Origin of the sequence: Bradyrhizobium manausense (assembly GCF_001440035.1) — a bacterium.
GTDB lineage: Bacteria > Pseudomonadota > Alphaproteobacteria > Rhizobiales > Xanthobacteraceae > Bradyrhizobium > Bradyrhizobium manausense.
On sequence record NZ_LJYG01000062.1, the window covers coordinates 1 to 26,717 of the forward strand.

General features: G+C 59.8%; 26 protein-coding genes. 10 read left to right on the top strand and 16 right to left on the bottom strand.

Annotated features, from left to right (window positions below):
• Positions 1–82: 82 nt before the first annotated feature.
• The 7 genes from AOQ71_RS15535 to AOQ71_RS15565 all read right to left on the bottom strand — a co-directional run bounded on the left by AOQ71_RS15535 (position 83) and on the right by AOQ71_RS15565 (position 7,996).
• Positions 83–466 carry a hypothetical protein gene (locus AOQ71_RS15535; RefSeq protein ID WP_057747556.1) on the bottom strand — a complete coding sequence of 128 codons (384 nt, stop codon included), beginning with the start codon at positions 464–466 and terminating at the stop codon, positions 83–85.
• On the bottom strand, positions 466–1,185 hold the full coding sequence (locus AOQ71_RS15540; RefSeq protein ID WP_162268359.1) for a hypothetical protein: 720 nt from the start codon (positions 1,183–1,185) through the stop codon (positions 466–468). The genes AOQ71_RS15535 and AOQ71_RS15540 overlap by 1 nt, the downstream gene beginning before the upstream one ends.
• Before the next feature lie 34 nt (positions 1,186–1,219).
• On the bottom strand, positions 1,220–3,475 hold the full coding sequence (locus AOQ71_RS15545) for a polysaccharide biosynthesis tyrosine autokinase (protein WP_057747558.1): 2,256 nt from the start codon (positions 3,473–3,475) through the stop codon (positions 1,220–1,222).
• Between the two features lie 279 nt (positions 3,476–3,754).
• Entirely contained in the window at positions 3,755–4,375 is a 621-nt protein-coding gene (locus AOQ71_RS46645; protein WP_057747559.1) for a hypothetical protein, read from the bottom strand.
• Between the two features lie 125 nt (positions 4,376–4,500).
• Positions 4,501–5,994 (bottom strand): O-antigen ligase family protein, encoded by a 1,494-nt coding sequence (locus AOQ71_RS15555; protein ID WP_057747560.1) that lies wholly within the window; start codon positions 5,992–5,994, stop codon positions 4,501–4,503.
• A gap of 18 nt (positions 5,995–6,012) precedes the next feature.
• Positions 6,013–6,594 carry a hypothetical protein gene (locus AOQ71_RS15560; protein ID WP_057747561.1) on the bottom strand — a complete coding sequence of 194 codons (582 nt, stop codon included), beginning with the start codon at positions 6,592–6,594 and terminating at the stop codon, positions 6,013–6,015.
• Between the two features lie 199 nt (positions 6,595–6,793).
• A complete protein-coding gene (locus AOQ71_RS15565) occupies positions 6,794–7,996 on the bottom strand; it encodes a polysaccharide biosynthesis/export family protein (protein ID WP_057747562.1) in 1,203 nt (400 codons plus the stop codon).
• A 261-nt stretch (positions 7,997–8,257) separates the two neighbouring features.
• On the opposite strand from AOQ71_RS15565, the gene AOQ71_RS15570 reads away from it, so the two are divergent.
• The 3 genes from AOQ71_RS15570 (at position 8,258) to AOQ71_RS15580 (ending at position 10,695) form a co-directional block, all read left to right on the top strand.
• On the top strand, positions 8,258–8,887 hold the full coding sequence (locus tag AOQ71_RS15570) for a hypothetical protein (protein ID WP_245316888.1): 630 nt from the start codon (positions 8,258–8,260) through the stop codon (positions 8,885–8,887).
• A 75-nt stretch (positions 8,888–8,962) separates the two neighbouring features.
• On the top strand, positions 8,963–9,238 hold the full coding sequence (locus tag AOQ71_RS15575; protein WP_057747563.1) for a hypothetical protein: 276 nt from the start codon (positions 8,963–8,965) through the stop codon (positions 9,236–9,238).
• A gap of 437 nt (positions 9,239–9,675) precedes the next feature.
• Positions 9,676–10,695: a hypothetical protein gene (locus tag AOQ71_RS15580; RefSeq protein ID WP_245316889.1), complete on the top strand. Its 1,020-nt coding sequence runs from the start codon at positions 9,676–9,678 to the stop codon at positions 10,693–10,695.
• A 10-nt stretch (positions 10,696–10,705) separates the two neighbouring features.
• Here the strand turns inward: AOQ71_RS15580 and AOQ71_RS15585 are convergent, their stop codons facing one another.
• Positions 10,706–11,335 (bottom strand): transglutaminase-like cysteine peptidase, encoded by a 630-nt coding sequence (locus tag AOQ71_RS15585; RefSeq protein ID WP_057747565.1) that lies wholly within the window; start codon positions 11,333–11,335, stop codon positions 10,706–10,708.
• Positions 11,336–11,526: 191 nt separating this feature from the next.
• Between AOQ71_RS15585 and AOQ71_RS15590 the strand changes: the two genes are divergently transcribed.
• Both AOQ71_RS15590 and AOQ71_RS15595 read left to right on the top strand, forming a co-directional pair.
• A complete protein-coding gene (locus tag AOQ71_RS15590; RefSeq protein ID WP_057747566.1) occupies positions 11,527–12,264 on the top strand; it encodes a metallophosphoesterase family protein in 738 nt (245 codons plus the stop codon).
• Between the two features lie 189 nt (positions 12,265–12,453).
• Positions 12,454–12,987, top strand: coding sequence for a hypothetical protein (locus AOQ71_RS15595; protein ID WP_245316890.1), 534 nt, complete (start codon positions 12,454–12,456; stop codon positions 12,985–12,987).
• A 28-nt stretch (positions 12,988–13,015) separates the two neighbouring features.
• Here AOQ71_RS15595 and AOQ71_RS15600 read toward each other — a convergent pair whose 3' ends face one another.
• Positions 13,016–13,285: a hypothetical protein gene (locus AOQ71_RS15600; protein WP_245316891.1), complete on the bottom strand. Its 270-nt coding sequence runs from the start codon at positions 13,283–13,285 to the stop codon at positions 13,016–13,018.
• 736 nt (positions 13,286–14,021) lie between these two features.
• Between AOQ71_RS15600 and AOQ71_RS45095 the strand changes: the two genes are divergently transcribed.
• The gene (locus AOQ71_RS45095) at positions 14,022–14,417 is read left to right on the top strand and encodes a hypothetical protein (RefSeq protein WP_157083526.1); all 396 of its coding nucleotides are present in this window, start codon (positions 14,022–14,024) and stop codon (positions 14,415–14,417) included.
• 86 nt (positions 14,418–14,503) lie between these two features.
• Positions 14,504–15,691 (top strand): hypothetical protein, encoded by a 1,188-nt coding sequence (locus tag AOQ71_RS15610; RefSeq protein WP_057747570.1) that lies wholly within the window; start codon positions 14,504–14,506, stop codon positions 15,689–15,691.
• Between the two features lie 33 nt (positions 15,692–15,724).
• Here the strand turns inward: AOQ71_RS15610 and AOQ71_RS15615 are convergent, their stop codons facing one another.
• The 4 genes from AOQ71_RS15615 to AOQ71_RS15630 form a co-directional block, all read right to left on the bottom strand.
• On the bottom strand, positions 15,725–15,961 hold the full coding sequence (locus tag AOQ71_RS15615) for a hypothetical protein (RefSeq protein ID WP_245316892.1): 237 nt from the start codon (positions 15,959–15,961) through the stop codon (positions 15,725–15,727).
• A 184-nt stretch (positions 15,962–16,145) separates the two neighbouring features.
• Entirely contained in the window at positions 16,146–16,562 is a 417-nt protein-coding gene (locus tag AOQ71_RS15620) for a hypothetical protein (protein ID WP_057748023.1), read from the bottom strand.
• A 51-nt stretch (positions 16,563–16,613) separates the two neighbouring features.
• On the bottom strand, positions 16,614–16,895 hold the full coding sequence (locus AOQ71_RS15625) for a hypothetical protein (RefSeq protein WP_057747571.1): 282 nt from the start codon (positions 16,893–16,895) through the stop codon (positions 16,614–16,616).
• An 838-nt stretch (positions 16,896–17,733) separates the two neighbouring features.
• On the bottom strand, positions 17,734–18,432 hold the full coding sequence (locus AOQ71_RS15630) for a LuxR C-terminal-related transcriptional regulator (protein ID WP_057747572.1): 699 nt from the start codon (positions 18,430–18,432) through the stop codon (positions 17,734–17,736).
• Positions 18,433–19,261: 829 nt separating this feature from the next.
• Between AOQ71_RS15630 and AOQ71_RS15635 the strand changes: the two genes are divergently transcribed.
• Positions 19,262–19,603 carry an H-NS histone family protein gene (locus AOQ71_RS15635; RefSeq protein ID WP_057747573.1) on the top strand — a complete coding sequence of 114 codons (342 nt, stop codon included), beginning with the start codon at positions 19,262–19,264 and terminating at the stop codon, positions 19,601–19,603.
• Between the two features lie 1,255 nt (positions 19,604–20,858).
• On the opposite strand, the gene AOQ71_RS15645 is transcribed toward AOQ71_RS15635, so the two are convergent.
• A complete protein-coding gene (locus AOQ71_RS15645; RefSeq protein WP_057747575.1) occupies positions 20,859–21,119 on the bottom strand; it encodes a hypothetical protein in 261 nt (86 codons plus the stop codon).
• Positions 21,120–21,209: 90 nt separating this feature from the next.
• Between AOQ71_RS15645 and AOQ71_RS15650 the strand changes: the two genes are divergently transcribed.
• Complete coding sequence (locus AOQ71_RS15650) at positions 21,210–22,376, top strand: PqqD family peptide modification chaperone (protein ID WP_157083527.1); 1,167 nt, start codon at positions 21,210–21,212, stop codon at positions 22,374–22,376.
• Positions 22,363–23,442, top strand: a complete 1,080-nt coding sequence (locus tag AOQ71_RS15655) for a nucleotidyltransferase family protein (RefSeq protein WP_057747577.1) — start codon at positions 22,363–22,365, stop codon at positions 23,440–23,442. The genes AOQ71_RS15650 and AOQ71_RS15655 overlap by 14 nt, the downstream gene beginning before the upstream one ends.
• Before the next feature lie 38 nt (positions 23,443–23,480).
• On the opposite strand, the gene AOQ71_RS15660 is transcribed toward AOQ71_RS15655, so the two are convergent.
• Both AOQ71_RS15660 and AOQ71_RS15665 read right to left on the bottom strand, forming a co-directional pair.
• A complete protein-coding gene (locus tag AOQ71_RS15660; protein WP_057747578.1) occupies positions 23,481–24,794 on the bottom strand; it encodes an HlyD family type I secretion periplasmic adaptor subunit in 1,314 nt (437 codons plus the stop codon).
• Between the two features lie 3 nt (positions 24,795–24,797).
• Entirely contained in the window at positions 24,798–26,684 is a 1,887-nt protein-coding gene (locus AOQ71_RS15665; RefSeq protein ID WP_083514236.1) for a type I secretion system permease/ATPase, read from the bottom strand.
• Positions 26,685–26,717 lie beyond the last annotated feature (33 nt).

The following is a 26,717-nucleotide window of genomic DNA, read 5'->3' on the forward strand; positions in this document are numbered from 1 at the left end:
AAACCCTGCAATCCCAAAACAGGCCACAACGAATATTGCGATCCCAGCTCAATCGCTTAGCCGCTCTTCACGGACGACTAAGTTACTTCGTAATAACCGTATATCTGAAAAACTGGATCCCTCGCATCGTGCCCAATAGCGAATCGACCCGCTTGTATGGCTCCAGGACAACATCCCTGCAGCGATCACTATTGAAGTAGCATACCTTCGCTTTGATGAGCTTGGGGCAGTTATTCTTCAAGCTTACGATATGATCCTGCATGTTTGGGTTGATCGTTTCGGGCCTTGAGACGGCTTCTATATCAATACACGGTCGACCAAGCGCATCCTTCACGATGGCGCCACTGGCTTGATCAGCTGGACCTTGAATCGTCAAACCCGTGTTGCGCGGTACAGACTGACAGTGAGCAACGGCAACACTTCCGATCAGTGCAGCTGCGAATAGGATACCCAAACGATACATCATCACCACGGCCTCTCGTTATATTCAATTCCGGGCATCTTCAGGTTAATCCCATCTGTGAGAAGTCGCTTCGAAAGGATTTTCTTGGAGGAGACATCGACATCTTTTAGTGCAGCCAACAGTCGCTCTCTCTGAACCCACCCTACTCCCATCAAGATCGTCGCCCCTTCTTCTGTGAAGTCCGCATCTACTATTTGCGAGAACTCAGACACGACAACCTGCTGCATCCGATCTTGGAGCATAGGAAAGATAGCGAGCGCGAGCCGATTGCGCCGAAGAGCGATCCATCCCTCGTAGGGACCGGCCAAATAGGAGCGGTCTAGATACCGAATGGCCTTAGGATCGAAGCCATTGCGAGTCGTCTCGACCGAATAAAGCATAAGCCAGAGAAACGAGTCGCTTGGACTTACGCGGAGTGCATCAAACAATCGGAGTTCGACCGCTTCGATCGCGCGATCTACATCCTGCGAGGCCTTTCGCTGCGTCGCTTCCTCGGCGGTGCGGAGCCTAATGAGGACGTCGGCCAGCGGAAGTTCTGGTTGTTGAATTGAGGGTACCGGGTCGGCTTCAATGCGTGCCAGCATATGCGGGAGAATGCCAGCCTTAAAGCGCTCATCGGCAATAATGCGCGCGCTGGTATCGCGTGCGGGCGAAGTTCGCCAGAACGAAGGCAATGCAGCAAGCGGCCAGAATACACTGAGAAGACCTAGCAGCAGCAACAAGCCACGCAACAAGGCCCGTAGTGGAAAGCGAGCGCTAATCCACATACCCGTAACGGGCATAGTACTTTTGATAGTAGTAGCGACCGTGATACGATTCGTAACGCGCAAGCGCTTTCGTGTCCGCCTTATTCAACACAACTCCTAACAATTTGTCTTGAATCTCAGGCGAACCTCGCAAGTTGTGACGAACCACGTCGATCTTTGTCTTGCCCCACTCCACCACGAATACAAATGAGTCGACAAATGACGAGGTAACCCGGACGTCAACCACCGGTGCCATCGGCGGCATATCTAGTACCACGTAATCGTACTTTGACCGCAGCAAAGTAATTAGCCCGTGCATCGCCTTAGAGGCAAGAATTTCGTTCGTATGCAGCAACTTCGAGGTGGAACCTGCCGGAAGGATCGAGAGCTTAGTCTCAGGGTCGATGATCACCGCATCGTCAAGCTGCGCTTTTTGGGCTACGACATCGACCAGACCAGTTTGAGCATTTGGCACGAGCGCTCGCGACAGCGAGGGATTCCGCAGGTCGGAGTCGACTAGGATTACCCGCGCGCCACCATGTGCGATCAGCTGCGCCAGGTTCGTCGACAGCGTGCTCTTGCCCTCGTTGGGGAGGGTGGAGGTGATGGCGAGTACGCGGTTCTCGCGCACGATGGAATTGAGGTCTACCGCGACCTTCAGAGAACGCACTGCCTCGGAGAAGCGCGACAACGGATTTTCGACGACATAGCGAAGAAGATTCGGCTCTGGATTGTTCCCACTCCTACCGAGCTTGCCTGAAAGCCCAAGTGCTACCGCGGGCTCACTAAGAGCCGGCAAAATCGATATACAGTTTGCGCCTAGCATTTCTTCTACCTGTCCCGTAGTACGAAACACTTTATCTGTAAATTCGCGGGCCACGGCCACCCCAAAGCTGAGCATTAGGCCGCCCAACAGAGCTGCCGCAAGGATAACCAGCGTCTTCGGATAGCTCTTCTTGAGTGGAGTAGTTGCCGCGCTGATCACACGAGCTTCGGTGATTGGGAAGGACTGCTGCTGCACGCTTTCCATGTAGCGCTGCAGAAAATTGTCGTACATCGCCTGGTAGCTCTGCGCGTTGCTCTGCAGCTCGGTGAGCTGGATCTGCGCCTGGTTGGTGAGCTGCGATTCCGAGATGACGTTGTTCAAGCTCGACTTGATCGCCTCCTCGCGCGTCACCGCGATGTCGTATTCGCTCTTGTAAGATTCCTGGATGCGCCTCAGCTCATCCTGGATGTTCTTCTTGATCTCCGCCATCTGACGCCGGAGATTGACCGCGGCCAAATGATCCGAGCCGTATTTGGCTGACCAGATCGATTCCTTGGAGGCCATGTCGACATATTGGCCGCGCAGCTTGACGATGGTGTCGTTCTTCAGCGCGTCCGCAACGTTGGCGTCCGGAATATCCTGCTTCTGGATGTCGTTCATGCGATCGAGCCGCGCCTTGGCCTCGGCGGTCGCCGCATGCGCCAGAACGAGCTGGCTGTTCACTTCCGCAAGCTGCTGCTCGTTCATCAGCCGCCCGCCGGTATCGACGATGTTGTTGGCAATCTTGAAATCCACCACCGCCTTCTGCGCGGCCGAGGCCTGGGTACGCAGCTCCTTGATGCGGTCCTGCAGCCAGACGCTAGCGCGCCGCGTCGCCTGGTACTTCGCCTCGAGCTGGTCGACGATATAGGCGTCCGCGATCGAATTGGCGATCTTGGCGGCTTTGACGGGATCCTTGGAAGTGTAACCGATCTCCATAACATAGGTCAGGCCGAGCCGCTTGATAGTGCGGTTCTTCTCGAAGTGCTCCAGCGCCTTGCGCGTCTGCTCGAATTCGGACGACGGCTGCCCGCTTGAAAACAGACCGGACACGAACCCAATAATGGACCCAAGCAGACCGCCACCGCTGCCGGTGAACTCGGGATCATCGATCAGGTGCAGATCGCGGATGACTGCGAGGCTGATGTTCTCGGATTTCAGAATCTCGACTTGGGTTTCCACCGTGGCGGAATCAACCGCGATATCTCCAAGTACTGATTGCTGCTGAAACAGCTGCACCTTGCGGGTGTCGATCACCATCGAGGCGGTGGAGGTGAATTGCGGCGCGGCGGTGAAGAGATAGAGCAGTGCCAGGATGACGCAGGCCGATACGATCGCGACCATGGTCGGGAACTGGCGGCGGGCGATTTCCAGGTAGGAAGTCAGCGTCTGCGACGGAGAGCCATCGGCCTCGGCGAAATCACGGTTGATCTCCGAGGTCGGCTTATTCACCTGCAACATCTAGCAATTCCTGAAAATGAATCGATGTGTCTTGTTGGGATCAATGGGCGCCAAAAGCCAGAATGCGTCTGGAGCAACCCGATGCCAAAACCCGCGCTGCGCGCATCTCTAGCACAAGCCGGCCTGCAATTGAACGCGCTCGATGCACCGCACAGCACTTCTTGCGCGACATTTTGCAGGAAGCTTAACGGCAAAACGAGAAAGCGGCGCGTTGAGGCGCCGCTTTGGTATCTAGCGAATGAGGCAGCCGGGAGGCTCAAGGCCTCCGGGCAATTACGGTCAATGCGAGCTGATCCGCTGCGCGGCGTTGGACGTGCCGCCCACACCGGCCGAGGCGCCCTGGGTAATCGTAGTCGCATAGTGCAGACCGCCAAAGGTCGGAGCACCGTTGTTCGACCCACCGGTGTTGCCGGGATTGCCGATCGGCCCGCCCGCGCCGGAGCTGCCGCCTGCGCCGCCGCCGCCGGCCGCGGCGATCGCAACGTCGCCGGTCGCGGCCTGGTAGGCGGCGATCACGTCAGGCTTGCCGGTGCCGGCGATCGCGGTCTGGATCTCATTGGCGAAGGCCTGGTCGGTTTGCGCGGCCATGCGGGCGACCTGGGCAAGGCCGGCGACGATCGCGCGGATCTGGTCCGAGGTGGTCGCGGGATCCTTGAGCAGGCCGATCAACGCCGGCAGGGTCGTGGGATCGGAGGCGCCGAGATCGCGGACGCGCGAGATGAGCTGCGCGCCGGCGGGATATTGTGCGAGAAGCGTGGCGGGCGTCGCCTTGAAATCGGCGATGACCTGTGGCGGCAGCTGGCGCTGCGGCGGATAGATGGCAGCGCTGGCGGCCGTCGAAATGGTAGCGGCCAGAGCCGCGGCCGCAGCCAAGCGAAGCGCAAAACGAATGGCGCGCATAATTAACCTCCAAAATATCGGCTTGCCCCCTGCTCGGGCAATGACGCGAACGATGGTGGGAAAGTAGCCGAACAACCCTCGCCTGTCTACTCATGCTGAAAACTTCGTAAACAGGCGCAACTGCTTCAAAAGTAGACAGTTTTGTTAAGCTCACGGCTGCGCACGGAGGCTCTTTTCGCTTCCTCTTCCCGCCTTTTCTTGGCGCCCTCTGCAACCGGCGGCTCAAGCTCCGAGGACGCCCCGCCGGAGCGGAAGGATTGCGCCAGGCCGGCGCCGAAAAGCGCAAAAAACGGAATAGCATAACCGGGGATCTGCAGTGTGAAGTCGAGGCAGGAGTGCAGCAGCGACAAGGTCGCGGTGGCGCTTGCGGCGAGCGGAATGATGACGTCGCGCCGCCGGCCGAACACGCCGCGCGCCAGGATGATGAACATGATCGCCCAGGCGATTGCCACCAGCAGCGCCAAGGGAATGCCGACATCCGAGGCAAGCTCCAGGGGCGTGGAATGCGCGATGTCCCAGATACCGCGAATCGAGATGTTGGGGCTGCGATACGGCGGGAACGCCCATTGGAAGGTGCCCATGCCGGTGCCGAACCAGGGATTGTCCGCGATGATTCTGAGCGTGGATTTCCACGCTTCGATGCGTCCCTCGTCGACCAGGCCCTGACTGTCGAAGCGGCTGGAGACGCGGCCGCCAAGCAGTTGCATCAGGCCGAGCGCCACCGCGATCCCCGAACCGAGCGATATCCAGATGCCGGTCCGCGGCGGCAGATCCTTGCGCAAGTAAACCGTAAACGAGACGATCATGGCGAGCAGCGACAGCGCGACGCCTGCACGCGAGCCGGTCATGAACATCGCCATCAGGCAGATCAGGAGCGCCACAAGCTGCGGCATGATATCCCGCGGCGGGATCGATCGAAGGTCCATGGAGAGGCGCTTCCATTCGATGTGCCGCTCGGGGATCCGCTTTCGAACGTCTTCCACGATCAAAAGCATCCAGATGACCGCGCAGGAGCCAAAATACGCCGCCGCGGTGTTGCGGTTGATGAAGGTGCCGGTGACGCTGCCGAGATACGCCGTCTTGTCCCGCCACAGGATCATGGTCGGCTCGATCAGAAACGAAGAGACGCCATAGAAAGCGTAGATGCTCCCCGAGATTGCGAGCACCCAGAGCATCTGCCGCGCCCGCTCGCGCTTGGCGCCGACGGTGATGCCGAGCAGCAGCGAGAGAATGTTCGCAAGCGGTGCTCCCAGCGCGAAGAACGCCTGGTTCTTGACGATCGATGCGGATGGTGTGATCGGCGTGCCCAGCAGATCCGAAGCCTGCCTCCAGATCGGATTGAACGGTGCAATCCAGGGATCATCGGAGAGCTGCTCATGCAGTACGAAAGCGTATCCGGCGACGATCACGAAGATGCCGCCGATCATCCAAAGATGCGGACGCCGCAAATCGCGCGTGGGCGCCACGATCAACGCCAGCCCTAAGCACAGGCACCAGAACGCAATCGAGAGATCGTTGGTCGAGCCGAATGGGAACGGTGCGCCCGCCATCACAAAGTAGAGGATGAAGGTGGCCGGGAAACTCCACGACCACCGGATGTCCAGCGATGCAAATCGCATCCTTGTCCGCAAGGCCTCTTAAAAGAAACAATCGATCGGATAGATCTTCAGATCCACATTCAGGCGGCTGTTCCGGGTTTGCGCCCGGAAAGCGTAGAATACTCCAAGATCATCGCTCCCCTGATCGAGTTTTATTCCAGGGGTTAATTCATCGGGCGGGACCAGAAGGCCGATGTGCCGGTTGATTGCGGAGATCTCGATCCGCTCCTCCCCCTCGCCAAAATGGCCGCTGAGCTGGGTGACGGTGACCTTGGGCAGGCCGCGCCGCTGGTGGCAGACCTCCTCCTCCCAAAGCTTGGTTTGTTGGACGAGCGGCTTGCCTGAACCCTCGGGGATAGTGATGTCCGGGAATGACGGGTGCAGCATCCCGAAGAACTTGCTCTCCCTCGAGTTGGCCGACAATCGGACGGTGAATGTGAGCTCCCCCTTGGCGCTTCTGAAGTGCTGGAAGATTGGCGCGTCGGGCTCCGCAGAGACCACTACGTCGATCCGGTGGCGGATGCCGAGCTCACCAGGTGCGCCAAAAGCCTTCCCCAATGGCGCAAGCCCCACGGCAAATGGGACGAGTGCCAGACAACGCGAGACTGCTCGAAAGCGCATGATGCCTCTTGCGACCCTGCAGGGTGACCGATGACGGGTGCGCCTTACGCGGTGGCGCCTTGATCCGGATCTCCTCGATCCGTTCACGTCATAAGTGAACGCGAGGCCCTGGATCTTCGAACGAACCCCGGATCCCTTAACGAAAATGGCACCGGGACAAAGCCCGGTGCCATCGATCGTGGTGGATCAAGAAGGCGTCTTACGGCGCCAGCTTGATGTTGTTGCGGAAGATCAGCGCATCGTTGCCGAGGTTAATCGCATCAGCGCCGGTCGCCATGATCACCCGCAGGTAGGTCAGGAACTTAGCAACTTCGACGTTGCGCGAGTTCGAGACGTAGATGACGTCGCCGTTCTTCATCATGACCTTGGTGGCGAGGAAGAAGCCGCCGGGATCGCGCAGGTTGATGCTGAAGATGACCGGGATGGTCTCGGTGGTGTACTTGTTGATGTCGATGCCGAGCTGGGCAGCGACCTCGCGCGGCTCGCGGCGATAGAGGAACACGCCAGCCGGTTCAGCCTGACCATCGAGGAGACCGCCGGCCTTGCCGACCGCCTCGCCAAGGTTGATGCGCCAGGCGTCGAAGTTGAATTCACCGCTCTGGCCACTGGCGCCGAACGCCAGGAACTTCTGCTGTTCGCGGTAGACATAGATGCTGTCATCCGGACGAACAAAGATGTTGTTCTCAGGCGTCATCACGAGATTCTCGAATGGCACGGTCGCCCGCCTGCCGCCACGCTCCAGCATGACCCAGGTCTCGAAGCCCTGGCCCTTGATGCCGCCGGCCCGGGTGATCGCATCGAGCACCTTGTCCTTGGCACCCGCCGCGCTGGCCGGATAACGCGCCGGCGTATTGACCTCGCCGAGCACGCTGATGAGCTGCGTCCGCTGGCTGGCCATGGCCACCACGACCTGCGGCTCGATGGCGCGATTGGAGATTTTCTCGACGATCGCGCGCTGGATTTGCACCGCGGTGAGGCCCGCCGCCTTGACCTGGCCGGCATAGGGCACCGTGATGAAGCCGTCATTGTCGACCGACTGGTCCGGGATCGTCACGAAGTTGCCCGGACGGACGCCGGCTTCGGCCGGAATGAACAGACCGCCTGCCGCGGCTTCGAAAATGGTAACGCTGACCACGTCGCCGATGCCGAACACGATGCTGGCCGGAGGCCGCTTGTCCGTAAACGCACCGGCGAGCCCCTTCGGCTCATGCGTATGCAGAATGTTAACCGTAGCCGGGTTGAGCGGCACCAGCTCATAGGCCGGAGCGTTCTCCGTCTGGACGTGATTGTTAACATCGTCGATCAGCGGACCCGAGCCCGGGTTGGTCGAGCACGCCCCAAGCGCCAAAACGGCCGCCAGAAACGCCGGCTTGAATAGATAGGTCTTGGCAAAGGAATGCATCAACGCGCCCCATAGTCCCCAATTACTCTTGATTGGTACGGCGGAGTGGATGGTGCGACAAGGGTTCCGGGGCCGGGAACGCCCAATGAGTCCGCTACTGTTGCGTGCGGGCCACTGTTTGGGGCCCAGTTTAACCCTTTGTGACCATTTGTTGTATTTCGTGTGCTCGATCTGCGAGCAGGCCGCTCACCCGAAGGGCGAGACTTCTCGGAACGCGGATGCTTCTGATAGGATTCGCACCATCCCAAGGAACTTGTCCGCGTGCCCCTTTCCATCTTTGTCGCGCTTCTGGCTGGATCGATTCTTGATCCGAGCCCCAAAGTTGGGCCGGGCACCCCAGGCAAGAATCCCGCCTGGACGACGGCCCTTTGTGCCAAGTCTCTTGGCGTTGCGAGGAGCCCATCCGCCTGCCTAGGCGCTCCGATCCTTCGGATCGCGGGCCCCTCCTCGCCTCCCTCACTGTCGTCCTCGGTCTGGAAGTTCAGCAGGACCCAAGGCACCAAGGAGGGCGAGAGCTTTGCCGCCATCACCAAGACGGCCGACACCACCCAATCCGACCCGGACTTCGCCGGCCTAATCGTCCGCTGTGCGCCCAAGGGCAAGGTCGATGTGCTGGTGGCCCTGATTCGGCCCTTCCCGCCGCGGAGCCACCCCCAGGTCACGATCGCCGCGAGCAATGGCGGGACGCTGACGGTCGAGGCCAGCATGGCCGCCGCCGGGGCCGCTGTCCTGTTGCCCGATGAGGTCTCGGCCTTTGCATCAGGGAAATGGCAGACGACGCCCTCATTGGCGGTGACGGTCAAGGAAAGCGACGGCGAAATCAAGGGCGTGGTTAGCCTAACGGGCTTGCGCGAGGCCTATAATTCGCTGGTGGCCAATTGCGGCCAATAGGCCAAATTTAGCCATAACACTTAAGGGTCCTTTTAGGTTGGGGAACCTAAGGTCCGAAGCAGGGGAGTGCTTCGGATGACCGAGCTTTTGATTTTCAGCTTTCTCGCAGGCGCCGTCCTGGGCCAACGCTTTCGCGTCCTGATGCTGCTGCCGGTGACCTTCTTCCTGGTGCTGACCGTGCTCCCCGTCGGCCTGATGACCAGCCTCGGCTTCCTCGCAGGTTTGGAGGCCGCGGTGTTCGCAGCAATTGCTTTGCAGGCCGGCTATCTCTTCGGCTCCGGCGCGCGCTTCGCTCTCGCAGCCAGCAGGGCCGCCCGCGTGTTCGCCCGCCCGGCCAAAGCAGCGCGCTGATTCCGTTAACTGAGCTCCACGATCGATCTCCCTTGGTTGGTCTTCACGACCTGACGGGCACCGATAAATCTTCTGCGAGCGCGCCATAGGCTTGAGGCGAAGCTGTTCGCAAGGGGCAGACCTGGTGTTTCAAAACGGATCGACGGCTTGTATGGTGACCTGACAGGTTCAGGATTCCTCGTCGAGCGCGCCGTTTGTCCCTCGCTTATTTTGCCCTCATCATTGCAATTGTTTCCGCTTCCGTTCTCGAAATTGCCGGTGCCAAGTTTGGTGCGCAGCTCGGGATGATGGCTGCGGCGCTGGGCCTATTGGCGACCGCCGCAAACGCGCACAAAGCCGACTACGAGCACTATCTGCGCGCCACGCATTTCGGCTGGTGGATTCTCGTTGCCATTCCGCTCGGCATTGCGCTCCAACTCGCGCCGGTTTGGCTCGGCTTGGCGCATCCGATCTGGGCCAGCACCCATGATGCCCTGGGCGGCGTGCCGCTCGGGCCGATCACGGCCGACATCGGCTTGACGCTCAATGCCCTGCTGCAAGCCGTAGCGGCGGTCTCGCTGCTCGGCGTCACGATCGTGGTGGTCCGCGACCGCAGCCGCGCTGAACTGGTGCTCTTGGTGCTGGGCGGAACGACCGCCATCGCGGCCCTGGCCATGGACCTTCATCGGATCTTGCCCGGATTGATGGCGGCGACGCCTGCCGATCTGGCCACCACCATGGCGGGCCTTGGCATCATGCTCAATATGGCCGTCATGCAGCTTGCCGCCGAGCGCGCCGAGACGCGTCACTCGCTGCTGCGCTCCATCACGATCGGTCTTTACGGCCTGCTCGGTGCATTGGTGAGCGCGCTTGCGATCTTCGGTTTCTCCAGCGCCAACAGTGCGGTCGCAGCCGGCTTCGGCATCGTGTTGATCCTGTTGGTCCTGGTGATCCGCAGACTTGACCTGTCGCCATTGGCCGCCGGCGCCTTGGCTGCAGCCGGGCTGATTGGCACGGCGATTGTCCTGACATTCCTGTTCGAACAAAGCTCCGGGCTTGCCCTCCTGCGCCTCGTCCCTGACGTCGGGACCGAAACCAAGGCCGCGCTGGAGCGGATGTTGGCCGACACGCGATGGTTCGGTGCGGGGGCCGGGACTTTTTCGGCCCTCGGGCGGATCTATCAGAGCGACGCAAGTGAGGTCCTATTGGCCCCCTCGACAGCGACAGCCATCTTCGCCGACATGGGATGGATTGGTCTTGCGGTCGCAGGTGTGGCGTGCGTGCTGGCCTTGATCCGCTTGTTCTTTGGCGCCTTGCAGCGCGGGCGCGACTCGTTCTTTCCGACGGCCGCCGCAGCCTGTGTGTTGTTTGCGCTGGTTCAGAGCTTTGCAGGTCCAGGATTGCTGCACCCGGCAGCAATCCTGTGCTTTTCAGTGATCCTGGGACTGGGGCTCTCGCAGAGCGTCAGCTCACGATAGGCCAAGATCGTTAGGCGTCGCGATCGCCGCTTAGTGAGGCCCAGAAGTATGGGTTCTTCGGCGTCTGGATCCGGACCCAGCGATAGGACTTCTTCGACCATGGCAGGATATGGCCGGTAAGGTTGTCCAGCACGAGATCGCCGGCCGTGGTGCGCACCACGACCACCAGATGATGCTCACCCCAGGGCACCACGACCTCGCTGAGCAGCACCGAGCGCGCCGGGAATCCCTTGGCGATCAGATCGTGGCGTTTTGTCACAGCATAGTCGTTGCAGTCGCCGCTCGCAGGATGCAGCAGCCACTTCTCCCCGCGCAGCCCTTCCAGGTTCGGCTCAGGACGGATCGAGTCGTTGACGTCCCGATTGACCTGCTGAAGCAGCGCCAGGCGCTCCGGCGTCAGCTTGAGGCGACCGCCCCGGAACACGATGCGCTGCGTTGTCGGCTTACACTCGTCCTTGTACTTGAGGCAAAAGATCGTGAAGGCCATCGGCGCCAGCGTGGGCTGGTCGAACTTGATGTGCTGGATGGCGCCCCGCAGCGCCGACGGCGCGCCAACGAAAGCGGCCTTCGCGCTGTGCTGGACCCCGACAGCCACCGCAACAGCGGCCGCGGCCGCCAGGAACTTTACAACTTTGCGCATGTCGCGCTCCCCATTCTTGTCGGGGAAACGCTACGCGAGACCTCTTGAAATACGGCTCAAAGGCCGCACGATCCTTTAATCAAAATGCGGATGTGTCCGTCAGAAACAATTAAGAATACCGATCCCAGACTTGTTCTGCTAAGAGCGTTTCGGCGTCCGCTCGCGACGCAAAAGGCGATTCGACCGACCTGATGGGCCTATCCACACGCTTACGCAAGAAGATCAAGCCGCGGCTCCCCGACGGCGTGAGAATCTATGCGATCGGAGACGTGCATGGCCGCGCGGATCTGCTTCAGTCGCTGTTAACCGTCATCGACGCCGACCTTGCCCGGTCTAAGCCTCGCCGCGCAATTCAGGTCTTTCTTGGCGACTATGTCGATCGCGGTCCGGACTCTCGCGCCGTCCTTGATCTGTTGATCGAACGCTCGAAATCGCACGAGACGGTGTGCCTGAAGGGCAACCACGAGGTCTTCCTGCTCGAGGTCTTGAAGGATCCATCGCGCCTGCAGGAGTGGCGCCACTATGGCGGACTTCTGACGCTGGTGTCCTACGGCATCACACCGACGATGAACCCTACGCCAGAACAGCAGGCCGAGCTGATCGAGGCGCTGAACCTGGCGATCCCACCGGAGCACCTCGCCTTCCTTCAGCAATTGCCCTCGTCCTTCACGTGCGGCGACTTTTTCTTCGTCCACGCCGGCGTCAAGCCGGGCATTGCCCTCGATCGGCAAAAGGACGAGGATCTGCTTTGGATCCGCGAGGAATTTCTCGAATCCGAGCGGCGCTTCGGCAAATATGTCGTGCACGGACATACACCGGTCAGCACTCCCGACATCCGCCCCAACCGCATCAATATCGACACCGGCGCCTACGCGACCGGCAACTTGACGCTGCTGACCATCCAGGGCGATAGTCTGCTCGCAATTTAATAATGGTCGCCGCGCGGCTGGTTCAGCCTTCCGGCATCACCTGGTTTTCGGATTCGATTTGTGAACCGCATTGTCCCGCTTCGTATCATCGGAATTTGTGTCTCGCTTGTCCTTGCGCTTTATGCAGGCTTCACCTTCTTCAGCGATCTGGTGCGGCCGGGCTTTCGAGCGGAGGATTTATTCTCAGGCGTGCTTCCGCCCGACAACGCCAATCTGACCATCGCCCGGCTCGCAGCCCGTGTCTCCTTCGACGGCGACTCGTTTGCGAATTATGCCGCTGCGACGGCTGCGAACGTTCTGCATCGTCCGGCATCCGATACGACGAAGAGAACCGAAGAAAACAAGGCGGCCCAGGATGCCGTCATGTCCGCGCTGAAGGTCTCGCCGATCCGTCCCGCATTGTGGCTCACGCTCAGTACGGTCAAGGCGCAAGTGGGGGAGCCGACGACGCCCGCATTGAAAATGTCCTACCTGACCGGGGCAGTGCCGGTTGATGTTGCCTTTTCCCGCGTCCAGACCGTGACATCGAGCGTGGCTGCGGCCGACGATGAGATCAGGCTGCTGGCACAATCCGACATCCGCTCGGCGCTCGCCAACCGCGGGCGCTACGCCCCTCTTCTGATTGCTGCTTATGTGCAGGCAACCCCTCAGGGCAAATCGCTCCTGACGGAATCAGCACAAATGATCGATCCCAAATTCAAGGATATCCTGCTTCGGTACTGACACCGAACGCGGCTTGATCGGGTGCCTCTCAGCGCCCCGGTTTCGGGGCCACGGGCACGAAGTCCTGCTCGCGGCGCGGCAGGTCGGACCTTCCCTGGTAAATGAACGTGCCCTTTTTCGTGGTGACGATGTCGCCTCGCTGCAGACTTTCGTCATTGAGAATACGTTCAGTCGCGACAAGATCAGGATCTTCCGGGACAGGCTTGTAGAGTTCGGGATGCTCGCGACGCTCGCGCGAGGCTTCCTTGGCGCGCTGCCTGGCCTCGTCGATCCGCTGCCGCCATTGATCGCGCGTCAACTCGGGCTCGCTGGGCGGAAGATAATCGTTGATGGTCGGTGCCGGCTCGTCTTCCGCAAGGCAAGGCGTTGGGTCAACAAGGCAAGCTCCAAGACCTCCTGATGCCGCAACGAGGGCGCCAAGCATGACGCTGCGGAGCGCGCCATTTAACAACAGATCACGTCGAGGGGTATGCACCGTAACGTCTCCAAGGACTGAACATAAAAGGGACTGGTCACAAAAAGGGACTGATCACCTACCTGTCTCAAGCTTATACCCTTGCTGATGGTCCTCAACGCCAGCAATTTCCCGGCCGGCGGAGGGGTGACGTCAAGCGGGCAATGACCGGCCCAGTAGCCCGGCCGTCCTCAAAAATCGAAAAACAACCCCATGCACAGTAGCGGCAACAGCCGGACGGAGGTCTACTGTTTTCCCGAAATGCACTTGACCCTTCGGGCAAAACAAGCGCATTATCGCATCGGCCAGCGATTAACGCCGAGCTGAGCCGCTACCCCGTGTTCTGTTGCCGTAATAAGGCTGGGCCCGCCCGCCTCTGGTGATCGGCGGCTGAATTTGGCTAGGGATATTCGGCGTCGCCGTGCTCGGTGATGGCTGCGACGGATTGACGATAATGACGTTACGATCAGGCGTCGAGGGGTCATTGACCCCCTGCGCCCCGACGGCTGCGGGCACGAACAGCGCGACCGCGATCAAAGCTAAACGTTGCATGCGATATCTCCCGATCAGCAACGTTAGGGTGGCGATCACCGTTCCTTCACGGCTGCTTCACGGTTCCTTGGGGTTTTACCGCCGCGGCACCGCAACGAGCTTGCCATCCCTCCAAACGCCCTGGGCCGCTGTTCCGCTGGGCAGGGTACCCGGCGCCAAATTCCGGATCGCAGTGGGGCGAGAAGCCTCGGTCGTCTGGGTCTTCTTGGTGGTGGTCGTGGTGATGATGCTGGTGCTGGTCAGATTGGCCTTGTCCTTGACCCCTTGTGCAAAGGAAGGCGGCACCAAAAGGGCCACAAACGTGAGTGCCATTAAACCGTTGCGCATGATCAAACACCTGAATGAGAAGCTCGCCGGAATGTCACAGGTTTTCGTCCAAAAGCAAGCTCCTTGGGACGGCCTGAAGAGGCTCTTGCAAGCTTGACCATGGAGCGACCGCTCTCGGAGAGGCGGGCCTGATGTGGAAAAGCCTAGCGAAACAGCCTCATCCGAGCTACTTGATCGACCGTAATGACCGATCCCGGCGACACTGCGGCCAACGCTCCTAACACGCGAGAGATCAAGGCCGGCTTTGTCCGCCTTTTGTCGGATCGCATCGGAGAGACCTCCGCCGATCCCAAGCAGCTGCGGGAAATCGTCTACGAGCTCGCCCGCGTCAAGCTGCGCGAGCAATTTACCCACGCCGACGCGCGGGAATCCCGTGATCTCCTGCAAATCCTCGAACGCGCCATCGAAGAGGTCGAGCGTTCCTTCAAACGCAGCGTCGCAGCAACGCCGCAAAACGTCGCGGAAACATCCGCTGCTGTTCCTCCCTCAGTCGCTTCCCCGAGCCCGCCGCCCATTCCGGCAGCGCCTCCTGATTTGACCGTAGCGGCCGCTCCTCAGCCGGCAGAATCACCGTCCAAGTCCCCAGACCGCCCCAAGCGAAGCCGCGCCTTCACATCTGCCATTCGATTGGCCGTCCTGCTCCTGTTGATCCTGGCGGTTGGAATCGGAGTGGCCTATTGGCCGCGGCTCAAGACACACTTCGCCGCCCTCTCGCAGCTCGCACAGCGACAGGCCGCGTCCCGGGATGCTCAGCCGCAGCCAGCGGCGCCGCCGAACCCAGGCGAGACCGCGGAACGGAGGCCGGATAGCCAAAAAGAGCCGGCGCCGCCGGCACAACCCTCGATGCCGTTGCCGACAACGTTCGGAGTCTACGCCCTCAGCGGCGGCCAACTCCAGGAGCTCAAGGCGGTCCCTGGAAAGATCCCGGACCGGCGCGTCGCGATATCGGCGGCCATCAACACGCCAAGCGCAACCAATCTGACGAGCGGAGATGTCAAATTCATCGTGTTCCGCCCGGATGGAGGGATGGATACAAGCGTGACCGAGGTTCGGGTCGTCGCCAAGGTCTCCCGCGCGATGGGCGTGGACGCCACCGGGAAGGCGGCCATGGTCAGCGCCGGCGATGCCTGGGTCATCCGCAGCATGTCCTACCCCTATAAAGTGGGCCCCGTTGAGGACCAGCCTAGAATGCTGTTGCTGCAGCCCGAGGAGGAGGGCTTCGCGCTTGCCCCGGGACGCTACATCGTGGTCGTCAAGGGCATGGGCTACGACTTCACGGTCGCAGGGACAGTCACCGATCCCAATCAATGCGTCGAACGCATCAACGCGACTAATGGTGCGTTTTATTCCCCCTGCCCCCCACCCCGTTAAGCGCGAGGACGACCAGCTTGCCGGGTTGCCTGCCTAATTTTTGGCTTTGCTATCCTGGGGCGCATCGGCCGGCGCGTCGTCAACCTTGCCGTTGTTCGCGACACACTTGTTGAAATAGTCACGCCGCTCCTTGGCAGAGCCCTTGGAACTGCCGGCGGCCGGATTGCCAACCTGCTTTGGCGGGAAAGCCTTTGCGGCCGCCGCGTCACATGTGCGCGCCACTTCGGCGGTGATGGCAGACGCCGTCGCGGGAGCAATCAGCGCAAACAAGCACGCTAGTCCCAACAACCTCCGGATATCTCTGACGGGCACCTTTCTCACTCCTTTGATCCACGCCGCGTGACAGGGACCATATCAAAGACGGCCGAAACGCCCAACCGCAAAGAAGCCCGGATCATCGCGCCACAGCGCGTCGATTCGAGTGCTGGACGCTCTTCTGTGAAACAGATGCCGACTAGCTGTTGAGCTGCGGCGGCTTGAAATCCGGGAAGCGGGTCAGCATTGCCGCCTTGACGAATTTCAGGTGCGCAATCGTGCTGCTCAGCTCTTTGAGCCTGCGCTGGCCGTTGGAGATATCGGCGGCGAAAAGGTCTTGATGATGATTGTCCAGCGGCTCTCGCTCCAGATATTCGTCAGTGCCGTTGCCAATGGTGACCGAGGCGCGCGCAAGCGCGTCATCGACACGCCGATTGAGGCCGGCCTGCTCCCTCTCCGCCTCCTGCAGCGCAGTATCGAGCGCTGTCATGATCGCCTCGATCCGGACGCGATCAGTCTCGGCGTCGCGCTCGGCCGAGCGGGCTTTGAAGCCCTTGTCCTCACGCCGGGAATTGAGGAGGTTGTGCGCGCGTGCCCTCAGGAATAGCTGGAACATTTGGGCCATCCCACGTTCGGATTTGAAGCGGCCACCATCGGTCAAATACGGTTAACAAAGTTTGAACGCTGTCGCCTGCTCGGCTCGACTTTGCGTGATCCAGGTCCGCCACGCCCCCTCATGCTTGAGGTAGAGTTCGAGCCACCTCACCTCGTTTTCACCGGCGACCCCGTCGCTGATGTCACTGGTCGCCGGCGGCACGACACCTTCGACCGGCGACAGATCCAAGGCCTCAAATTCCGCCGTTTCGTCCGACGACAGGCCGATCAGAACGCGATGCCCCTGCGCATCAACGAAATATCTTCGCGGCGCATGGCGCTTTTGCTCAATCATTACGACGACCCTCACGGAGGATCCAGGGGCCGGAGAGTCCTTCGAGCCGCGGACTATAAATGCACACAAAAGCAATCAATGAGACCGCGCCAGCAGGCAGGCCCAGCAACGCAATAAGATACGCCATCTACGATTCCTTACGCACGCCTCGCAATTGCAGACGTCTTTCAAATCTCGCGACAGGCTCGTAAGCTCTAAACTCCTGATCCGGTGGCTCTCAAGGAAAGAGATGAGCTAACCTAACCGATGATCGTTACGAGGTGGGCGGGCTTCGGCCAGCACCGATTGAAGCAGGAGTATAGGGCGCGTAGAGTCGATACCGTGCCGACCGCCTGCGTGAGCGCCATGCTCGCACGCCATAGCCGCAGCCAAAACCAGCCGCAAAAATCGATGCCAAAACCAGAATTGCTGTCATTGGACTGTTCCTAAGTACTCGGAACGCTCCTCCCATCACATTTCATCGTGCAGATGTGACGAGTTCAAGATGGCCGTCGCTGAAACTTTTGTCAGAGGACGATGAAGTTTGTGCAACGGGTTGCTTCAGGATTAATCGCCCGCTGGTTGAGCGGCGCTCTTCAAAGACGGCACCGGGGCGCAGCGACCGCCATCTATTTTTTCGAATTTCTATGCGGGGCCCCTCAGCCGGCGTCAACATGCTAAGACTGCGCGTGAGAGCAGGCTCACCGGGTGAGCGCTGCAGCCTTGCAGATTGAGCGCAGACTGGAAATTAGCGGCTTCGGTGGTTTCAAGTGGTCGTTGGATGCTGGCTCTTCACCGCCGATTGCTGCGAAGCAGCTGCGGGCAGGATCTGGTACCGGGAGGGCCGCGAATGGAATCCTTACTTGACGTCGGCCTCATCCTCTAGCGACGTATTGGACGGATCGATCTCCACGGGCGCAATACGTGCCTCCTGCTGCGAGATCGCGAGCGCCGCCAGTACTGTCCGGTTGGCAATTTCAAGCTTCTGAAAAATGTGATGCAGGTGGACCTTGATCGTTCCATCAGCAACATTAAGACGCCGCCCAATCTCCTTGTTGGACAACCCTTCCGATACCAGAGTCATGATCTGGCGTTCGCGATCGGTCAGCAGCCGTAAGGGCTTCTCGCGATTTGGCGTTTCGTCCTGATATCCCTCCGGTTCAGGCGAGGACACCGGCGATACAGCGTGACCGTGCGCAACCTGTCGCAACATTCGGACCAATATCTCAGGCTCGGCATCCTTAGTGAGCGCACCGTATGCCCCCTCCGCCATCACCGCGCCCAGCTCCCGCTCCGCGATAGAGGCCGTGAAGAATACCACTCGAGTGGCGAGGCGGTCGCCTTTTACCATCGCCAGAATGTCCGGCCCGCTGAGATCGGGCATCGAAAGCTCCAAAACGGCAATGTCAGGCACAAAGCGCCGGATCGCTTCGATGCAGCTAGTTCCGTCCCGGCAGGCAGCCACGATTGCAAAGTCAGGTTGCGCCGTAAGGATGCTGGTGATCCCTTCACGTACGATCGGCTGCCGGTCTGCAATGACTACCGTCGTGCGCCGCATGCGGTCCTCGACCTTGTTATTGCCAAACCCCGCACCGAACCAATTTAGTCCCGTCCGTCGGCATCTTCTTCAAAACTTCGGCCCACACATTAACTTTCATTAGACAAAAATGTCGCGCTCGGTGCCTGCCAAGCCAACAACCTTCGATAGCTATGTTAGCGCATATCTTCCCCTGAGTGAAGAGCCCTCCGGAATAGTACAACGTACCGCCTACGCAAGTGGATCAAGAAAAACTGGGGAAAACCCTTTTTAATCGGTAGTAAACATTATGATATTCGCCTGCAAGCTGCAGGCACGCTCAAGGTTCCATCGGTTTGCCGGCGAGGGCCGAGATCTCACATTCTCGAATCGCGAGTATAACCAACGATATATAGGGGCTACTGCTGTTGGCATTTAAGGTCGAGCATAATCCGCACGCCAAAGGGGGAGATTAGCAAAACAGCGCTGCGGCGCCCTTCATAAATAGTCATACTAATTAGTCGGTGCCTGCGACCGGAAAGATGGCTGCTCACAGATCATCGATGCCGGTCGGGTCAGTGTTTGTAACCAGTAGGTGGCCCATGTATCCTTTAGGTGCTTTACGGGAAACTCATCAGTCCCTTGTTGTACAATTTACGGAATTGCAGAGCCTACGAAATCGCGTGCTCGAGGCGGAGCAGAGAATGCTCGGCAGGCGACGGTCAACCAGACGGTCCATCGGGAAGAGACAGGCCGCCCGGAGGTATCGCCCTAGCCGGCCCTAGCGATATCGGACCTGCATCGCCCTTGCTCGAAGGCGGCCCGACTGTTAAATCCCTGCGCGCCTAGCGGGGTAGTTGGGGACGGCTTCATGGAGACGGGCGACTGGGGTTCGATGACCACGGCTGAGCTGTGGGAACTCTATGACCAAGTGACCTCAGTGCTCAGTCGACGAATGGCCGCGGAAAAGGCCAAGCTCGAGGCACGACTGCGCAAGATTGAAGGTGGGGAGGGCAATCCTCGAACGGAGCGCACACGCCGTCCGTACCCACCGGTGCTGCCGAAATATCGGAACCCCAAGAATCCGGACGAGACTTGGTCGGGCCGCGGCAAGCAGCCCCGCTGGCTCAGGGCGCAACTGCGGGCGGGCAAGAAGCTTGACGATCTTTTGATCGCCCGATCGACGCAACGAAAGCGCCGTCAGAAGACGTAAGACCTGGGAAGATCGGGCGCATGGCGCACCGCTCCGCCCGCATCCCTCGCGCGGACCTGATTTGCCGATGTGCGGGGTCGGCAATCAACGTCAACGATCCCCACAAGTTACAACCTCGCTAGCAGCCCCGGCGGCAGTCGGGTCCACGAGCTCGAGGTAGTCGCGATGGAAGGTCTCCACCTGAATTCGGCGGTCGAATTTCACGCGAACGCTACTCGGATAGGCGCTCCGACCTACGATCGTCCCTTCAAGACCCGCGTAGCTCGGGTGGCGACGACGTCCAAGGTTGCTCATCGTGACGCGATTGCCAGGCTGGATCAGCGACAGTCCCGTTCTCTCGATGCTCCGTCGATCGTGTAGACTGCCCGACGGCTCGAACAAGCCCCTCTCACGCTCTCTCATATCTCCTCCCCAAATTAACCAGCAAGATTATTGATGAGGCGCCGGCATTTTAAGCCATTTAATCCAAAACGCATCCCGCTTTCAATCACGCCTCCCGCTTCGCACCTCGCCAGTGAAATTCGGGGAGAATGCAAGCAAGGTAAGCCGTGCTGCATTTTTCGACTCAGCAGAACCGTTTCTTCTGTTCCGGTGCAGACCAGGGCGGGGATAGCAAGTGGATCGCGTCTTGCTTGGACTATTGATGATCGGCAGCCTGCTACTCACGCTCCACTTTGCAGTCTTAGCGTGGCATAGCTCCGACGAGGATGGCGCAGCTGATATCCTCGGCAACTCGACATTGGTGAACTGTCAGCACAGTGGGTGCAGTCAGCACCGCTCGTTCATCGGGAGCAAGCCAGAATAGCCATGGCGCCGCCTGGCTTCCTCTTGCTGCGCATTTCCTGTGCTGTCCTGCAGATTGCAAATGTGAATTGCCTCACACCGCCCGAATTTGGTTCCGGCTAAGTTATCGCTGTACTACTTGAGGGGTCCCAGGCACCATTGGTCCGCCCGGCCAATTCAGTTGCACGCCTCTTGCATGCGAGTTACGGATGATCACAAATCCCGACGTTGTAAATCGATTGGCTGAAATGATCCGGCGCGATGAAGAGCTCTCTGCGACCGCTTTGGCACTTGCCAGCATGGTATCGCAATTGCAGCGCCTTCGCCAATTGGCTCTCGCAATGAGATACTCGCCGTCATGCACGCTGCCGCCCAACGATTGTCCCGATCGATCGATTTAATTTAGCGCATTATTTTTAATTATCTTTTCAAGCAAGGCGCGATGCGCGCTCGCGGAGCTCGTGCGCTGCCGCTAGTGAACTTCCGAGGGAAGCAGTTCGATCGCCCGATCCCTGTCCGCAATGGCAAGCTTTGCTCTGAGAGCCGGAGCAAGCCTTTCCATGATCGCGTGCCGCTGTGAGCGAATCTCCCGCTCGATCGCGTCCGAATAGACCGGAAGCGCGTGAATTGTTTCTCGCGGAACCCTGCAGAGCACCTCTCCGAACCCGGTAGCGACCCGCGCGCAGAGAGCCTTGCCGTCCCATTCAATGTCGCCGACGAACTCGATTGACATGTCCGCCCCTCGTTGATTTAAAAATTTAAATTTAAATATTTATTTTATTTTGTCGAGGGGTATTATTGCGTTTGAGCGCGGAGCAGCGAGATGATGAATCTGAGGACCTCGATGGTAAGCACAACCCCAACCCCTATGGCTGGCCTCGTTTCCTGCCCAACCGTAGCTTTCCGCCCGGCCGCAGATAGCTCGTTCACATTGATGGACAATCGGCCCCTGGTCTTCAGCGAGCGTAATCAGCAAATCTTCGAACTCAACGGCATCGCCGCTTTCATCTGGTGCAAATTGCTTGAGAGAGCGAAAACCGAGGCGATTACGAAGGAACTGAGCAATTGCGGAATGGACGGCGCCGCGGCCTCTCGGTTGGTGCAGCAGGCCCTAAATCAATGGCTTGAACTGGGACTGGTCGATCTGGAGTGGGAGCCCTCGAGCGACTGGACGCTACACACCCGCTTTGCTCAGCGCACGATTGCCGTTCAATGCTCAAACGAGCGGTTGCTCGGTCTATTGGAGCCGCTCTTTGGACATTCCACGCGCGGTCACGGTCCGAGTGACATCCTCATAGAGGCGGTCGAGAACGCTGATCAGGCATTTTTTCGCCTCAACGGGGGCAGGACCTTCCGCTGCGAATTTGATCAGTTGGCACCGGCGATCAAGGCGTGTTTGACCGAGCGCCTCATCCTGAGCGATCGGGCGGATGTCGCGCTTCATGCGGCTTCGCTCATACGACAGGGCAACGGGCTGCTCGTCTGTGGCAATCCCGGCGTCGGCAAATCAACGCTCTCTGTGCATTTATGCCACGCCGGATTTCAATATGGCGGCGATGACGTGGTGCTTATTGCACCAGACGGAGAGGCCGAGGGACTGCCGTTTCCGCTCACGGTAAAATCGGGGGCTTGGGACATCGTCTCGAGATTGCGCAGCGATCTCAGGGATCAGTCCGTCCATCGCCGGTCAGACGAAGCTCGCGTGCGCTATCTCCCCGCCGTAAACGTGCATCATGGAAGATTTGCAGCCAAATGGATCGTCTTCCTGCAGCGGAGTGAAGGTCTGTCGACCAAGCCAGTCCGGATCGGCCAAATCGATGCAATCGGTAGAATCCTGGAGGGCTCGTTCGCGGCGGACGGTAAGCTATCACGGAGACGATTCATCGCACTGAAGAGGATGCTCGCGGAGGCCGAATGCTTCGAGCTCATCTATTCGGATGCCGCAGATGCCGCGCGTGTGCTCACCGGACTTTGTCATGGCGATTCATAGCTCTGCGCTGCTCAATTTGTGCCGTTGCCTGCGAGGTGTACTGCCATCTGATCCCGATTGGTTCGCCATTCTGGGACTTGCGAACGAGACGCTAACGACGCCAGCCCTGATCGATTTCGTGCACCGGTTCCAGCAAAGCCTGCCGGACGAAGTATGTGCCTATGTGCGAGAGATCCATCGCCGCAATGAGGTTCGGAATCAACGGCTCACTGCCCAGCTGACCGAAGCCGTCGTTGCGCTTAATAATAGAGAAGTGACGCCCGTGCTGCTCAAGGGCGCCGCCACCCTTGTTACAGCCTCACGCGCGCAAGCCTCAATGAGGCTCATGGCCGACATTGATCTTCTGGTCCCGCCGGAGCAGACGCAGATCTCTCTGCAGGCACTCGCTGACATCGGCTACGTCGTGCACTTCCAAACTCCTGCCGCGAGTGAAAAATGGTGCACTGATCTCAAGCGGCCTCAGGATGTGGGAATGATCGACCTGCACCGGACCCTGCCGGGCCCCGCGTATTTTTACCGCCCGGCGGGCGACATCCTGGAGAATAGCAAGCTCACATCGATTGGTTCAGGGTCAGCGTACGTGCCAACAGCAGCTTACCAGGCTCTGTTGCTGACCATGCATGATCAATTCCAGGATTACGACTATTGGGTAGGCGGAATTGATCTAAGGCACCTCCTGCAGCTTCGCGACTTGGTCAACTCGCCGGACGGGCTCGATTGGATCCGGCTCGCCGGCTATGTACCAGGGAAACTGGCGCGAAACGCGCTCGAGACCCAGCTCATCGCCTTGACCGAGTTGTTAGGCGTCGACGTTCCCGCTTCGATGCGCGGCCGGCGCATTCCGCGCCTGCAGTTCAAAAGGCGAATCATGCAAGCACGTTTCCCGCTGGCGCGCTGGCCGCTTCTTGCCGCCGCCGTGCTTGACTACCGCAACTATCGCTGCGGGCTAGGCGCTGAATATCGGGGAGCCGGCCAATCCGGTAATGGCACTTGGGCGATGCCCAAGCGCGAAACCTTTCGGTTCATCATGGAAAGGGCCCGCGCCCACCGGGTCGGCAAGGTCTAGCCAATTGCGGCACCGGCGGCTCACCCTGCCATGTTCGGTTATCGTTCCTTCAGGGCGTGTTCGGCCTGGTCCCGCAATGGTTTCAAGAGGTAAGACAACGCGGTCCTTCCCGGCGTCTTGATGAACACCTCAACCGGCATGCCAGGCAGCAACTTGGCGGATCCCAATTTCGCCACTTCCTCCGGCTTGAGCAGCACCCGGCCAGTGTAGTAGCTGGTCCCGCTGCGCTGGTCCTGGGTGATATCGGCAGACACCAGACTGACTTCCCCATCAATTTCCGGCGTGGTCTTCTGATTGAATGCAGCAAAGCGCATCGTGGCCATTTGGCCGACATAGACTTGGTCGATGTCGCGTGGAGCAATCCTGACCTCGACCGCGAGTGTATCGGCGTCCGGAACAATCAGCATGATTTGCTCGCCCGGGCCGATGACGCCGCCAACGGTGTGCACGCTGAGCTCGTGAACACGGCCGGACTGCGGTGCCCGAATATCAATGCGATTGAGCTGATCGACCGCTGCCGTCTTGCGTTCCGAAAGCTCCGATAGTTTCGAGCGGGTATCGATCAGGTCTTTGCCGACCTCTGTTCGCAAGTCTTGATCGATCTGGATGATCTGCAGTCCGATCTCCGCAATCTTGCCTTTCGACTGGGCAATCATTCCCGCCAGCTGGCTGCGCTCGCCTTCGAGACGGGCGCTATCCCGCTCGAGCGAGTTGAGCCGCGTGATCGGGACCAGATTCTTCTGCCAAAGCGAGCGTACGCCTTCCAGCTCCTGGCGGATCAGATCGACCTCCTTCTGCTTGGCCTCAGCCTGTCCGGAATAGCCTTTGATCTCATTTTCCAGCTGGGAGCTCTTCTCCTCCAACTGGGCCCTCTGGCCGCCTCTCGCCTGACGCCGCAGATTGAACAGCGTACGCTCCGCTGCGATCGCACGACTTGCTTCGGAACTGCTCTCTTTGGTCCGATCGAGGAGCACTTTGGGAAAGACGATCTGATCGGCACCATCGCGCTCGGCTTCCAGTCGCGCCTGGCGCGCAAGGAGTTCGTCCAGGCTTTTCGTGACAATGGTCGCATTTGCCAGGGTTTGGGTCTCGTCAAGCCGGATCAGGATGTCTCCAGCGTTGACGCGATCTCCCTCCCGAACGCGCAACTCGCCGACAATGCCGCCCGTCGCGTGCTGAACTTTTTTCACGCTGGAATCGACCACCACAAGTCCCTGGGCAATGACCGCGCCCGACAACTGGGTGGTCGTTGCCCAGCCACCCATACCGAAGATCACGCAGCCGAACATGACCGCGCCCAGAATCATGTAACGCTGCATTGATTGCATCGCAGGAGCGATCTGGCTGCTCATCACCTATCTCCCATGCCCCTCGGCGACGACCTTGAGAGGTATAGGTGTTCGCAGCACCTTCCTGAGAACCTCTTCTCGCTTTCCAAAAGATTGGAGCCGTCCCTCGCCGACCGCGAGCACATGGTCAACGGCCTCGAGCGCCTTCGGACGATGCGCGACAATCACGACAATGCCGCCGCGCAGACGAACGTTCATAATTGCTTTGCTCAGCGCCTCTTCACCGTCCGAATCCAGATTCGAGGATGGCTCGTCGAGCACGACCAGGAAGGGATTTCCATAGAACGCGCGTGCAAGTCCAATACGCTGTCGCTGACCAGCCGACAGTGCCATGCCGCCCTGCCCGATTTTCGTGCTGTAGGCGTCGGAAAGCGAGAGGACGAGATCATGCACGCCTGCCGCGCGCGACGCTTCCAGGACCGCCGCGGCAGTCGCTTGCGGATCGAACCGGGCGATGTTCATCGCAATGCTTCCGTCAAAAAGTTCAACGTCCTGGGGCAAATAACCGATGTGCTTGCCAAGCGCCTCGGCTGACCAGTGCTCGAGCGCGGCATTATCGAGCTTGACCCGGCCGCGAAGAGACGGCCACACCCCGACCAATGCCCGGGCCAGGGTCGATTTTCCCGATCCGCTTGGACCGATGATACCGACCGCCTCTCCACTTCGCAGCTGGAATGAAATTTCACTGAGAGTTGCCCTCTCGGAATTTGGCGGGGCCACATAGAGGTGCTCGACCGTGAGTGTTCCGGTCGGCGCCGGCAAAGCCAGTCGCTCTTCCTCGGCCGGAAGAAGCTTCAGCAGGCCGTCCAGCCGATGTCCCGACTGACGTGCCGCGACAAATCCCTTCCAATTCGCAATCGCTGTTTCGACAGGCGCAAGCGCCCGAGCCGTGAGGATGGATCCCGCGATGATAATGCCGGCCGTCGATTCCTGATTGATAACCAGCACGGCGCCGACAGCGAGAACCGATGATTGCAAGATCGCACGAAAGATCTTGGAGGCGCCTCCGAGGCCGGCAGCAATGTCGCTCGCCCGCTCGTGAGCCGCAAGATACTTCGCATTGACGTCTTGCCATCGCAGCGCTGCCTGCCGGCGCATTCCCATGGCCTGCAGAACCTCGGCATTTCGTCGGCCCTCCAGAGCCAAGGCACTGCGCGAGACCGCCAGACGCGAAAATGCTTTGGCCGGTCCCCGCGTCCGCGTCTCGGTGGCCACGGTAATGCCGACCAGAACGAACGCTCCGATCAGAGCGGTCACGCCGATCCAAAAATGGAAGAGAAAGCAGATGCCGAGATAAAGGGGCATCCAGGGCAAGTCGAACAGCGCAGTCGGACCGCCCCCGGATAGGAAGCTGCGCACCTGATCGAGATCCCGCAGCGGCTGCAAACCATCGGCGTCCGCCTTGGTTCGAAGAGGAAGCCGCACAATCGCATCAAACACGCGGATGCCCAGACGCTCATCCAGGTAGCGGCCGACGCGGACACTGATGCGGCTCCTCACGAGATCGAGCCCGCCCTGAAACAGATAAAGGGTGATTGCCAGCGCTATGAGTGCAATCAAGGTCGGGATGCTGCGGCCGGGAAGCACCCGATCGTAAACCTGGAGCATGAAAAACGATCCGGTCAGCATCAACAGATTGCTCATGCCGCTGAACGCCGCCAGCGCCCAAAAGACCAGACGGCAAGAACGCAAGACCGATGAGATCTCGGAGCCCGGCTCGTCATAGTGCTCGCCGGCCCGTTGTTGATCCGAGAACAGTCGCAGCCTAAGCGCTTCCAGCACCTGCTTCGCCCAGCCGATCAGCTCGGCAGTGCGAGAACGGAGTTCGGCTTGATGGAGGAAGCGGCCAGCGACAGCGGAGACCTCCGCGAAATAGTCAAAGCACTTCGCCATCGCTGAGAACTGCGCTCGGCGAAGCTTCCGCGG